Origin of the sequence: Ruegeria sp. HKCCD7251 (assembly GCF_013031165.1) — a bacterium.
In the GTDB taxonomy this organism is placed as follows: domain Bacteria; phylum Pseudomonadota; class Alphaproteobacteria; order Rhodobacterales; family Rhodobacteraceae; genus Ruegeria.
This window is the reverse complement of the sequence record NZ_WPZC01000001.1, coordinates 815,193-827,503: the sequence shown is the minus strand read 5'-3', so window position 1 is coordinate 827,503 and position 12,311 is coordinate 815,193. Positions and strand designations below refer to the sequence as shown.

Below are 12,311 nucleotides of genomic sequence, written 5' to 3'. Positions count from 1 at the left end.
GTCTTGCATTCACCGGGCCGCATGGCAAGTGTGCCCGTCATGAAGACCCTATCACAATCGCCGGTCGACCCGGATTTCGTCCAAAACCCCTATCCTTTTTATGACCGGGCCCGAGAGCACGGCGACCTGTTCTATTGGTCTGAGTACAAAATGCCCGCAGCCGTTTCGCACAAGGCCGTGCAGACACTGCTGAAAGACCGCCGTTTTGGCCGCGAAGTCCCGGTTGAAATGCAAAGCCACGGCCCCAGCCACCTTGCGCCGTGGCTCGCCGTCGAAGCGCACTCTTTGCTAGAGGCAGAGCCGCCGCGTCACACACGCCTGCGCGCCCTTGTGATGCGCGCCTTTACGTCCCGCGCCATTACGGGCCTTGAAGATTCCATCCACGATCTGAGCCATTCCCTGATTGAACAGTTTCCAGCAACGCCGTTTGACATACTGGGCGGTTTCTGCACTCAGATACCTGTCGTTACAATTTGCAGGCTTCTGGGCGTTCCCGAGGAAAAGTCGCCCGACCTTCTTAGGTGGTCGCATGATATGGTCGCCATGTATCAGGCCAGCAAAACCCGTGAGACCGAAGACAACGCGGCGACCGCGTCCCGGGACTTCACTGCGTTTCTGTCGTCATACATCGAAATGCGCCGCGATGATCCTCGCGACGACCTGATCACCCGCCTGATCGAGGCCGAGGAACATGGCGAGAAACTCAGCAAAGAAGAGTTGGTGGCCACCTGCATCCTGCTCCTGAACGCTGGGCACGAAGCAACGGTTCATTCCTTGGGAAATGGGATCAAAACGGTATTAGAACTTGGAATTCACAAGGACGCGTTTTCACCAGATGCGATCGACAAGACGGTCGAAGAGGTTCTGCGCTTTGACCCTCCGCTGCATATGTTCACACGCTATGCCTATGAAGACATTGAGATATTCAATCACAGCTTCAAGCGAGGGGATCAGGTAGCACTGTTGCTAGGCGCGGCAAACCGTGATCCGGTTGTATGGGCAAACCCCAATACCTTCGATCCGACCCGCACGATAGTAACGAACAGCAGCTTCGGAGGGGGCTTGCATTTCTGCGTTGGCGCGCCGCTTGCACGGCTCGAGATGCGTATCGCGCTTTCAGTTCTGTTCGAACGGTGCCCGAATTTGCGCCTTAGCAAAGGCCCCGACTATTCAAACAGTTATCACTTTCACGGGTTGCGCCAACTTATAGTCGAGGTTTAAAGCTTCAGCTTTCGATCAAGGCATTCAGGGGCAGCATTGTCGTGGATTTGATTTCCTCCATAGACAGCAACGCCGTAACATTATGAACGCGCACCTCAGAAATCAGTGTCTGATAGAATTCGTCATAGGCACGCGCGTTTTTGACCCGGACTTTCAGGATATAGTCAATGTCACCAGCCAGCCTGTGAGCCTCCTGAACTTCGGGACGATCACGAAGGGCTTTCAAGAACTTTCTCTGCCAGTCTGCCTCATGCTCGGACGTGCGAATTAGAACAAAGAAAGTCGCTTCGAATCCAAGCGCCTCGGCGTCCAACAAAACGGTTTGTTGACCAATAACGCCTGCGCCCTTGAGCTTGCGAATACGATTCCAGACCGGGGTCTTCGAACTGCCGACCCGAGCCGCAATTTCGTCCAGTGATTGACTGGCATCGCGCTGAAGCTCTACCAGAATTTTCCGATCCGTATCGTCAATCCGCACCGACATTCCAATTTTTCCTTCGTTTTAAAACTTTCGTTCCAAATGGGCCATCCACCGGAACGATTGTTCTTATTTACCTGCCCATATGGCGCATTACCGGGAATATTTCCTATATTGCAAGCCAAGTCAAACCAACCGTGGAACGGGACATGCGGCATTCGCAAACAAATGATGGCATTGGGAACGTCGACTTTGTCGGCGCAGGTCCGGGCGATCCCGAGTTGCTGACCCTCAAGGCGCTAAAAGCCTTTGAGCGTGCAGATGTCGTCCTGCATGACCGACTGATCAGCGCCGAGGTACTGGCGCTGGCTGGCCGAAACGCTGTTTTGGTCGACGTAGGCAAGGCGGGGTTTGGTCCGTCTTGGAAACAAGAAGACATCGACGCCCTTCTCGTCAGTCACGCTGCCAACGGTCAGCACGTAGTTCGCCTTAAGTCCGGCGATCCCACGGTGTTTGGACGTCTTGATGAAGAAATCCAAGCGGTTCAGGCCGCAGGGATCTCGTGGACCATCGTTCCGGGCGTTACTGCGGCCTCTGCCGCTGTTGCCGGGATCGGTCAAAGCCTGACCCAACGGGGGCGCAATTCCTCGGTCCGGTTCCTGACGGGCCACGACATGAAAGGATTCGCGGACCACGATTGGACCGCGCTTGCCCGATCCGGATCCGTCGCTGCGATCAATATGGGCAAAAAGTCCGCTCGGTTCATTCAAGGTCGTCTGATCATGCACGGCGCAGATCGCGCGACTCCGGTAACGCTGATCGAAAACGCATCCCGACCCGATCAGCACGTATTGGCGACCACACTTGATCAACTGCCTGACGATCTAATTGCCGCCGAAATGGATGGCCCAACCCTTATGTTTTATGGCCTCGAACCGCGCAACGCGGTTACTGCCCTGACCCAATACAAGAAGGAGCACGCCTGATGCCCCGCGCTTTTACTCCAAAAGTAATCACCGCAAATCATTTGCTGGAAGGCGACGTTATCTATCTGACCGAGGACGACCGCTGGTCCCGTGACCTGTCCGAGGCCGAGTTGATTACCGACGAAGCACATGCGCAAGTCCGCCTGCTGGATGCTGAACGTCAGGCAAATGTCATTGTCGGCGCGTATCTTGCGGACGCTGTGGCCGGTGAAAACGGCCCCGAACCGACCCATTTTCGGGAAGACTTCCGTCGGACTGGCCCGTCCAATTATGCCCATGGCAAACAGGAAACTTCCCCGCAGCCCCGGACCTGAGATCAGGCCCTCTCTCTCCCCATTAAGCCCCCAGGTATCGGGGCTGCAACCAAGGACAGCTAATCATGTATCGCTACTCCGAGTTCGACACAGCATTTTTGGCAGAACGCAACAAACAGTTCCGCGCTCAGGTCGAGCGCCGCATTGACGGCTCATTGACCGAGGACGAGTTCAAACCCCTGCGCCTGATGAACGGCCTGTATCTGCAATTGCACGCCTATATGCTGCGGGTCGCTATCCCTTACGGCACACTCTCCAGCGCGCAGATGCGCCAACTGGCCCTGCTGGCCGAAAAGTGGGACAAAGGTTACGGCCACTTCACCACGCGGCAGAACATCCAGTACAACTGGCCCAAGCTAAAAGACGTGCCGGATATGCTGGACGCGCTGGCCGAAGTGGGAATGCACGCCATTCAGACCTCGGGCAACACCATCCGCAACGTTACTGCCGACCATTTCGCCGGTGCCGCCGCGGATGAGGTCGCCGACCCGCGCCCCTATGCCGAACTGTTGCGCCAGTGGTCCACCGACCACCCGGAATTCCAGTTCATGCCGCGCAAGTTCAAGATCGCCATCACCGGCAGCGAAAACGACCGCGCCGTGATCAAGGCACATGACATCGGTTTGCAACTGGTCGAGCGTGACGGCGTTCTGGGCGCCCGCGTCATCGTAGGCGGCGGTCTAGGTCGCACACCGATGATCGGCAAAGAACTGTCGGACTTCGTCGCCTTTGATGACCTGCTGGCGTACCTTGAGGCCACAGTGTCCGTGTGGAACCAGATCGGTCGCCGCGACAACAAGTACAAGGCGCGCATCAAGATCACTGTGCACGAAAACGGCATCGACACGATCCGCGCCAAGGTCAACGAGCGTTTCCTGCAGGTTCGCCCGCAGTTCAAGGGCGCCGACATGGCCTTGCTGGATGAGATCAAAACCCACTTTGCCGCGCCCGATTTCCGCGAAACTTCGGTTGCCTCGTTCGAGAGTGCCTACAGCAACGATCCGGTGTTCCGTTCGTGGGTCGACACCAACATCGCGCCGCATAAGAACGCGGACCACGCGATTGTCACGATCTCGATCAAAAAGCACGGCGCAACGCCGGGCGATGCGACCGCCGAACAGATGCGTGTGATGGCCGATCTAGCCGAAGAATTCGCCTATGACGAACTGCGCATCAGCCATGAGCAGAACGTGATCCTGCCGCATGTCCACAAGTCGGACCTGCCCGCGATCCACGCCAAGTTGAAGGAACATGAACTGGCCACCGCCAATATCGGCCTGATCAGCGACATTATCGCTTGCCCCGGCATGGACTATTGCGCGCTGGCCACAGCACGCTCGATCCCGGTTGCGCAGGAAATCGCAACCCGCTTCGATGACCTGAAGCTGGAGCAAGATATCGGCCACCTGAAGATCAAGATCTCGGGCTGCATCAACGCCTGTGGGCATCACCACGTGGGTCACATCGGTATCCTGGGCCTGGATCGTGCAGGCGTCGAGAACTACCAGATCACTCTGGGCGGTGACGGCACCGAGACAGCAGCCATTGGCGATCGCACCGGTCCCGGCTTTGCCTATGATGAGATCGTCCCGGCAGTCGAGCGGATCGTGAACACCTATCTGGAACAGCGCGACAGCGCCGAAGAGGAGTTCCTGCAAACCTACCGCCGTGTTGGCATGGCTCCGTTCAAGGCTGCTCTGTACCCCGAGGCGCAGGCGAATGCCGCTTGATCTGATCCAGACGGAACTGGGCAAGGACCGCAGCGAGCTGACCGAAAAGGTCGATGCGCTGAACGCCCGGTTCCGGCACCACAGTGCGCATGACGTGATGCACGGTGCCATCGACCAGATTGAAGACCTTGCCCTGGTGTCTAGTTTCGGGGCCGAGTCGGTGGTGTTGCTGCACATGGCGGCGGTCGTCGACAAGATGACCCCGGTGCTGTTCGTGGACACGCAGATGCTGTTCACCGAAACGCTGGAATACCAGCAGGGGGTGAGCGAACGTCTGGGCCTGAAAAACGTGCAGATCATCCGCGCCGAGGACGAAGATGTGCAACGTGACGACCCCTATGGAGCCTTGCGCTTGCGGGATACGGACGCGTGCTGCAACTTGCGCAAGACCTTTCCGCTGCAAAAGGCCCTTATGGGCTATAGCGGTTGGATAACCGGGCGCAAACGGTTTCAGTCCGGCACCCGCGCTGCGCTTGACTTCTTTGAGGTCGAGGACGGAACGGGCCGGATCAAGGTCAACCCGCTGGCGCATTGGGCACCCGAGGATGTGCGCGCCTACATGGACGAAAACAACCTGCCCCGGCATCCGCTGGTGGCCAAAGGATACCCTTCGATCGGCTGTGCGCCCTGCACCTCGCCGGTCAAGGAGGGCGAAGACCCGCGCGCCGGACGCTGGCGCGACCAGAACAAGGAAGAATGCGGCATCCATTTTGTCGATGGCAAGATGATGCGCGCCGGAGAGACATCATGAACGTAATCGTTACCGATGAGGGCTTTGCCCCCGACGACTGGACCGATGGGTTTGTCACACTGGAAGACACCGCCAACGACGTTGTTGCGCTGGACGTTGCCTCGGACACTGACCCCGATGAACTATTTGAACGCCTGGGCAACGCCAAGATGGTGCGCGTGGACTTTCCGTCCTCGGCAGACGGGCGTGGCTTTACGATCGCGCGCATTCTGCGCTTGAAAGGCTATTCAGGCCGCTTGCGCGCAAAGGGGCATGTCCTGGCCGATCAATACGCCATGGCCCGCCGCAGCGGATTCGACGAAGTTGAAATAGATCACAACCTTGCAAATCGGCAGCCCGAAGATCAGTGGCTAGCGCGTGCGAACTGGGAAGAGAACAACTACCAAGCCCGCTTGCGCGGTTAACCGCAACTAATCGACAGCTTGTCGACAGGACGTTGCGGCAACTGCCCCCTTTTCCTGACTTGGATCAAAGATTAAACGGAGATGTCGGTTTAGCAAACCGACAGTGAAACGATGACAGAGATGAAGCCCGTGACCGAAGCAACCACCGTGAAGGCCCCCGTTCTGCCGGACGCGCAGACCGTAACTGACGTCAAGCATTGGACCGACAGCCTGTTTTCCTTCAAGGTATCGCGCCCTGCCTCGCTACGCTTCCGCTCGGGTGAGTTCGTGATGATCGGCCTGTTGGGCGACAACGGAAAGCCTTTGCTGCGCGCCTATTCGATCGCTTCGCCATCGTGGGATGAAGAGCTGGAGTTCTACTCGATCAAGGTTCAGGATGGCCCGCTGACCTCGAAGCTGCAGCATATAAATCCCGGCGATCAGATCATCCTGCGGCCCAAGCCCGTGGGCACGCTGGTCCACGACGCCCTGCTGCCGGGCAAGCGGTTGTGGTTCTTTGCCACCGGCACCGGTTTCGCGCCTTTCGCTTCGCTGTTGCGCGAGCCGCAGACCTACGAAGATTACGACGAGGTCATCATCACCCACACCTGCCGCGAAGTGGCCGAGCTGGAATATGGCCGTCAACTGATCGAAGACATACGTCAGGATGAGATGCTTGCCGAACTGATGGGCGAAGGTTTTGCAGACAAGATCCGCTACTACCCGACCACGACTCGGGAAGAGAGCCCAAAGATGGGCCGCATAACCAATTTGCTGAACGACGGCACCGTTTTTGCGGACCTTGGCATCGAAGGCGGCATCAAACCCGAGACCGACCGCGCGATGGTGTGTGGCTCGCTAGCCTTTAACCTCGATATCAAGGAAATCCTTGAAGGGTTCGGCCTGCGCGAGGGCGCAAATTCCGAGCCCAAGGAATTTGTGATCGAAAAAGCCTTTGTCGGCTGATCAGACCGTGCCGGTCACCGCACAGACTGTGACCGGCGCATAAACCTGCCGTGAATCATGTGAATTTCAATCGTTTCAGCGCGGTTGGCGCTTGAAACAGGGCGCGTGGCAGTCTAAATTTCGGGCTCGAAATTCTGCAATCATCAAAGGAATGAACCCATAGCCCGCAGACCTCACAACGCGCCGCCGCAACGAGAAACCGGCCCGCGCGTCAATGAAAAGATCCGTGCCCCCGAAATTCGCCTGATTGGTGCTGATGGTGACAATGTCGGGGTGGTTCATCCCGCTAAAGCCATGCAACTTGCCGCCGATGCCGGCCTCGACCTGGTTGAGATTTCGCCCAACGCGAACCCCCCGGTCTGCAAGATCATGGATTTTGGCAAGTTCAAGTACGAACAGCAGAAACGCGAAAGCGAAGCCCGCAAGAAACAAAAAGTCATCGAAGTGAAAGAGGTCAAATTCCGGCCCAACACCGATACGCATGACTATGACGTCAAGATGAAGAACGTCTTCAAGTTTCTGGAAAAGGGCGACAAGGTCAAAGTCACCCTGCGCTTCCGTGGTCGTGAAATGGCACACCAAAATCTGGGGCGTGAGCTGTTGGAACGTGTGGCCGAGGACATCAAGGAACTGGGCAAGGTCGAGAACATGCCCAAGATGGAAGGCCGCCAGATGATCATGATGATCGGGCCGTTGCCGCAGAAATAAGTCTGGCTCAGGTTAGTTTATCAAAGCCCCCTTTTCAGGGGGCTTTTTTGGGCACAAAACACACCTTACCAGACCTGACCTGAACGATAACAATCGCCATAAAATAAAGGCGTTTGCATCCCCTAAGTAATCCCCCTATGTATTTACATGACACGGTCCGACCGGGTGCGGTTGGAAGCGGTATTCGGGACACAATCGGACGCGTGCGGGACACAACAACGGAAGGTGGATGCGATGGGCAAGGCCCAATCAACTAGCTATGTGGCGCGCCACCTGCCCAAAGAAGGGCGGGGAACGTGGCGCGATAAGGAATTCCGCGGTCTGGAATGCGTGGGGCGTTCTGACAAGGGCGCATGGTATTTGCGGCACACAATCGACGGAAACCGTTTTCGGGTTCGTCTGGGTGACTTTCCAGAAACCACGCCCGCGAAGGCGCGCGAACTGGCGCAAACAAAACTGGGTGCGGTTAATGCGAAGGTTGCCGCCACGGACAAGACAGCGGTTGCCCGCGAACTACGCCAGCAACAGGCCCAACGACGGAACCGGGCCGAAGCGCCAACGTTGCGCGATGCAATAGACTTTTATGCAGATATTCGGCTGGCGGGCACGCGGTCCAAGGATAAGACCGTCAAAGCCATGAAACGGCTATTTGCGAAATATCTGCATATGCGCCCTGACGCCCTGCCCCCCGAAGCCGTGCGGCTGTGGATTGAAAAGGAACGTGTTCGCGCCCCCTCAAGCATTAATACGACGCTACGCCGTTCAAAGCCGCTGTTTCGCTGGATGTTTGAACAGGGATGGACCACGCAAGACATACTGGCCCCGCTCAAGGTGAAGGTTGAGAAGGAACGCAACGTTTCCCCAACGAAAGAACAAGTAGCGCAAATCCTGATTGCGCTGGAAGGGGAAGAAAGCGCATCCGCCCGCGGGTTTGTTACCGCGCTGATATACACCGCGCAAAGGCGGGCAAACGTGGCGCAGATGCAGGCGGGCGAAATCGACGTTGAAAACCGCGTCTGGATTATCCCCGCCGAGAAAGCAAAAACGGATGAGGATTATAAGACCCCGCTAAGTGAAACCGCGCTGGAACATATCCAAGCCGCGGCCGAAGCGATTGGCGTTGACCTGAACGGCGACCCTGACGCTTACGTTTTCCAAGGCAAGCGCAATGGTCCCTATGGTGGCTTTGGCGCAATCAAACAGCGGTTAGACGATGCGCTGGGCGCGGACTTTCTGGACTGGACGTTTCACGACCTGCGCCGCGCGTTCTCTGACGGGACTATCAAAGCGGGTTCGGACGTAGCGATTGTTGACCGCTGTTTGAACCATAGCGCCAGCGCCACGACTTCACGGCTTCAACGACGGTATCAGCGTGACCAGCAAGTCGAGCGCCAACGCGCCGTGTTTGAAGCGTGGGCGTCGCTGTTGGCCGATGCGCTGGCCGAAGCGCGCGGCGAAGTACCTGCGAACAAAGTAATCAGTTTGAACCACGGAAGGGTTTGATGATGAGTAGCGAAATTGAAATGCCGATAGATGAGGAAACGGGCAAGCACGTAAATATTGGGATGCCGCGAACGGTTGAACGGGCACGCCCGATTGTTGAGGCCGTGAATGAGTGCGACGGCATTCGGCATCAAGCGACATGGACCTGTCCCGAATGGCACTATCAAACGCGCATCGGGTGCGTGGGGTTGGCCGTCTATCAAAAGGCATTAGAATTGTACTCCGCCACCGTGGGCGAAAGCATGGAAGGTCTGGCCGATTTGATGAAAGAAAAGCTGAAAGCCTTCCCCGACGACCCGAAGGTTGCGGCCGCTGTGCTGGAAACACTCATCAGCACGTTTGAAAAGTCGCATCTGGCCCCGAACAACAAGGGTGCCGCAATCGCAGAACATTGTCGCGCCGTAATCCACGACGCGCTTTTTCCCGAAAACACACCTGAAAGCTACAAAAAGCAATTAAAGCGCGGGTTGGACATGGTGCTGTAAAGCTGTCCAAAAGCTGTCCAAACGCTGTCAGGCGAGAAATTTAGATTTACCCACACTGAACCTCACTAGTCGTAAACCAGTGGGGTTTTTTTTATGTTCAACAAACGCAACCGACTGCCGAAATGGATGGCTTGCACAGACCTTGCGCGTGCCATGTCCGAGACAGTCTTAGAAACCAGTCTCACCACGGCCCGCCGCTATCCCGGCCAAACCGACACCGGAAACGGCACCCGTGCCGCGCAAACAACCGATTGGTTGGGCTGGCGTCTGGCGTCGCAGGGTGACGCCATCGCTGAAAGCGCGCTGGAACTGATGCACCCAGACGATGCACGCGAAGTCCGCGCCGCGCGGGAAGTGTGGCAGGCGCAGGGCGTTGGACCCAGTCGCCGCGGTTTCAACTTTCGTCACGACGACAACGGCCCCGACTTTCCAACGGCCGCTTAACCCGGCATGAAAAACACCCTGCACCGCTGGAACGGTACAGGGCGTGAAGGTCGGGCAATCGAATTTCCGTAATCCTGACTATCACAGTTTTTCGTGTCTCAGAAATCCGAAGGGATTGAGAATATGAAATCACTCGAAAGCATGTCGAAGGCGCACGCGATGCGTTCGCTTTTGCAAACGGTCGCTTGGGCCGTGGAAAACGAAAAGATGAGCGCGGATGATGTTCCGTCCGCCCTGCGTCGTATCGCCAACCGTTGCGGGAATAGGAAGCCCGTGCATCGTGGCCAGCCACGCCAGCGCATCCGCGACGATAAAAAGCGCAACGCCGTTATCCGCGCCGCGCTGGAAGCGGACCCAACGGCCCCGTATTGGCAGATTGCCGCCAAAGTGGAATGCGACCAGACACGCGCTGCCGAAGTCGCGCGCCGCATGGAATACGAACGCATCACGCCACCCGAAAAGCGTAAGGGCGGCCGCAAAGCCCCCCGCGTTGAATTCCCCGAAGATTTGGTTGCGCTGTTCACCCAGTTTATGCGCCGCGACGATGATGAGGCGTCGTGATGGGCACGCAGGAATTCCGTTCCGACAAACTGGACCGCCAGCGCATTGGGTCCGCCCTGTGCGCGCTGGCATGGGCCGTGACTGACAAAGCCATGTCACCCGAAGCGCTACGCCGGGGGCTGGGCGAAATCGACACAATGGCCCGCGGTGCAACGCCCGCAATGGATGCGCTGATTACGGCGCATCAAGACGAAATCAATCAACAGAGAGAACTGTTCCATGACTGAACAACAGAAACCAAATGGCCTGAACGCGCTGGGCAATGGCGCAAATAATCCGGCTGGCCCGACGTTGGCCGATGCGATGAAAAGCGCGGCGAAGGCGCTGGAAGCGGGCCTTGCAAAGCCGGGGCGCTACACCGCCGTTGTAACCCACACCAGTGTTGGCGAACGCACTGGCCCCGTGGGTTGGGGTGTTGTCCGCTTCGCGCTGGAAGGTGTGGAAGGCGCTGATGAAATCGCCGCGTTTGTTCCCGTCTCCCACGGTGCGGACGCGTTGGTTGACGACGGCAACGGGGGCGTGACCTTAAACCCTGCTGTGTTTGAGCCGAAACAGGCCCGCGCTGTTCTGGGTGGCCTCAACCGCCTGCACGCGCTGGTAACGGCCGCGGGGTTGGAAGCGGACGCAATCACGGATGGTGACGACCTGCCCATGTTGCTGGGCGCGCGGGTGGCTGTGATGGTGTCGAAGGGGAAGGACCGCGACGGGCTTCCGCAAAACGAAATCGCCAAAATCATCGGCCCCGCCCCGATTGTCGCCGACGCACCAGCGCCAGCCCCAGCGCCCGAAGCTGTCGAAAGCTATGACCCGACGGACGCACCGTTTTAATCGAACGGCACCCTGAAATGGCACTCAGGCGGGACACAACCGCCTGATGCCGAAATTTCCTGTTGTTTTTTAATAAGTAATCCCATCGCCAAGCCCCTTTGTGGGGGGCTGAGGTGGGGAAGGTCCGAACCTGATGAGATTTGCAGACGCGCCCGAACTTTTTGACAACGGATGGACAACCGTTGTCCCTGCCCATGGCAAAGCCTGCGGTAAGGGCTGGAACAGATGGCAGGGGGAAACACCGCCGCGCCACCTGATTGAAGCATGGGCCAACGTCCGCGCCGCCGAAAACGTCGCCCTGATTATGGACGGGACGATTGTTGCGGTGGACCTAGACCACGATGACGCCGAACGCGCTTTTGCAATCCGCGAAATTGCCGATGAACACCTTGGACAAACCGACCTGTGGCGCACCCGCAAACCGGGCCATAGGACTTTGCGCCTGTACCACCCCGCCGATGAAAGCATAACCACCCAGCATTTCCACGGCGTTGATATATCCGTCTATTGCACGACTGGCCTGATTATCTTGGGCGGCCAGCATCCCAACGGCAACGAATACACATGGCCCGAAACCAGCCCGTTGGATTGCGGTCCCGATGATTTGCCGTTGGTGGACCAAACCCGCGTGTTGGGTTTCATCGAAGCCGTCACATCGGCGTTTCCACCCCCCGAAGGCGTTACCCCCCATGGCAACGGCTTCCGCGCGTTCGCGCCGCACGGCGTCAACGCCGACGACGTTTTCGCGCATTTCATGGCTGGGCATGACCGCTTTATCAGCCTGCCCGCCGCCGCCAGCGACTTTATTCAGCGTTCCACCCAGCTACACCCCGCCATGGCCGCCGCCGTTTGGACGCTGGCGAACTACGGATATTCCGAAGCCGCAATAACGGGGTTCCTACGCGAAGCCGTGACAACGCACCCGCGCGCCATCGCGACCAGCCCAACGAACCGCGAACGGGAATTAGAACGGTCTGCCCGCGGTGCTGTGACCCGGATGGGTGGTTAACTGC

At 57.9% G+C, this 12,311-nt stretch carries 16 protein-coding genes; 15 read left to right on the top strand and 1 reads right to left on the bottom strand.

Going from position 1 to position 12,311, the window contains the following annotated elements:
* Positions 1-39: 39 nt before the first annotated feature.
* Complete coding sequence (locus GOX75_RS04035; protein WP_171121307.1) at positions 40-1,221, top strand: cytochrome P450; 1,182 nt, start codon at positions 40-42, stop codon at positions 1,219-1,221.
* Positions 1,222-1,225: 4 nt separating this feature from the next.
* On the opposite strand, the gene GOX75_RS04030 is transcribed toward GOX75_RS04035, so the two are convergent.
* Positions 1,226-1,705, bottom strand: a complete 480-nt coding sequence (locus GOX75_RS04030; RefSeq protein WP_170442447.1) for an Lrp/AsnC family transcriptional regulator — start codon at positions 1,703-1,705, stop codon at positions 1,226-1,228.
* 143 nt (positions 1,706-1,848) lie between these two features.
* Between GOX75_RS04030 and cobA the strand changes: the two genes are divergently transcribed.
* From cobA to GOX75_RS03960, 14 genes are all read left to right on the top strand, one after another.
* Positions 1,849-2,625, top strand: coding sequence for a uroporphyrinogen-III C-methyltransferase (cobA, locus tag GOX75_RS04025; RefSeq protein ID WP_171121306.1), 777 nt, complete (start codon positions 1,849-1,851; stop codon positions 2,623-2,625).
* Positions 2,625-2,939, top strand: coding sequence for a DUF2849 domain-containing protein (locus GOX75_RS04020; protein ID WP_171121305.1), 315 nt, complete (start codon positions 2,625-2,627; stop codon positions 2,937-2,939). Before cobA ends, GOX75_RS04020 begins: the two co-directional genes overlap by 1 nt.
* Before the next feature lie 65 nt (positions 2,940-3,004).
* Positions 3,005-4,669 (top strand): nitrite/sulfite reductase, encoded by a 1,665-nt coding sequence (locus GOX75_RS04015; protein ID WP_171121304.1) that lies wholly within the window; start codon positions 3,005-3,007, stop codon positions 4,667-4,669.
* The gene (locus tag GOX75_RS04010; RefSeq protein ID WP_171121303.1) at positions 4,659-5,420 is read left to right on the top strand and encodes a phosphoadenylyl-sulfate reductase; all 762 of its coding nucleotides are present in this window, start codon (positions 4,659-4,661) and stop codon (positions 5,418-5,420) included. The genes GOX75_RS04015 and GOX75_RS04010 overlap by 11 nt, the downstream gene beginning before the upstream one ends.
* A complete protein-coding gene (locus tag GOX75_RS04005) occupies positions 5,417-5,824 on the top strand; it encodes a DUF934 domain-containing protein (RefSeq protein WP_171121302.1) in 408 nt (135 codons plus the stop codon). Before GOX75_RS04010 ends, GOX75_RS04005 begins: the two co-directional genes overlap by 4 nt.
* Positions 5,825-5,935: 111 nt before the next feature.
* On the top strand, positions 5,936-6,769 hold the full coding sequence (locus GOX75_RS04000; RefSeq protein ID WP_171121301.1) for a ferredoxin--NADP reductase: 834 nt from the start codon (positions 5,936-5,938) through the stop codon (positions 6,767-6,769).
* 159 nt (positions 6,770-6,928) lie between these two features.
* Positions 6,929-7,477, top strand: a complete 549-nt coding sequence (gene infC, locus GOX75_RS03995; RefSeq protein WP_171121702.1) for a translation initiation factor IF-3 — start codon at positions 6,929-6,931, stop codon at positions 7,475-7,477.
* 147 nt (positions 7,478-7,624) lie between these two features.
* Positions 7,625-8,980 (top strand): integrase family protein, encoded by a 1,356-nt coding sequence (locus GOX75_RS03990; protein ID WP_171121300.1) that lies wholly within the window; start codon positions 7,625-7,627, stop codon positions 8,978-8,980.
* 2 nt (positions 8,981-8,982) lie between these two features.
* Positions 8,983-9,465, top strand: coding sequence for a hypothetical protein (locus tag GOX75_RS03985; RefSeq protein WP_171121299.1), 483 nt, complete (start codon positions 8,983-8,985; stop codon positions 9,463-9,465).
* Between the two features lie 93 nt (positions 9,466-9,558).
* Positions 9,559-9,909 carry a hypothetical protein gene (locus tag GOX75_RS03980; RefSeq protein WP_171121298.1) on the top strand — a complete coding sequence of 117 codons (351 nt, stop codon included), beginning with the start codon at positions 9,559-9,561 and terminating at the stop codon, positions 9,907-9,909.
* A gap of 123 nt (positions 9,910-10,032) precedes the next feature.
* Positions 10,033-10,470: a hypothetical protein gene (locus tag GOX75_RS03975; protein ID WP_171121297.1), complete on the top strand. Its 438-nt coding sequence runs from the start codon at positions 10,033-10,035 to the stop codon at positions 10,468-10,470.
* Positions 10,470-10,697, top strand: a complete 228-nt coding sequence (locus tag GOX75_RS03970; protein WP_170416411.1) for a hypothetical protein — start codon at positions 10,470-10,472, stop codon at positions 10,695-10,697. The genes GOX75_RS03975 and GOX75_RS03970 overlap by 1 nt, the downstream gene beginning before the upstream one ends.
* Positions 10,690-11,298 carry a hypothetical protein gene (locus GOX75_RS03965; RefSeq protein ID WP_171121296.1) on the top strand — a complete coding sequence of 203 codons (609 nt, stop codon included), beginning with the start codon at positions 10,690-10,692 and terminating at the stop codon, positions 11,296-11,298. The genes GOX75_RS03970 and GOX75_RS03965 overlap by 8 nt, the downstream gene beginning before the upstream one ends.
* Before the next feature lie 133 nt (positions 11,299-11,431).
* Positions 11,432-12,307: a bifunctional DNA primase/polymerase gene (locus GOX75_RS03960; protein ID WP_171121295.1), complete on the top strand. Its 876-nt coding sequence runs from the start codon at positions 11,432-11,434 to the stop codon at positions 12,305-12,307.
* Positions 12,308-12,311: the final 4 nt, after the last annotated feature.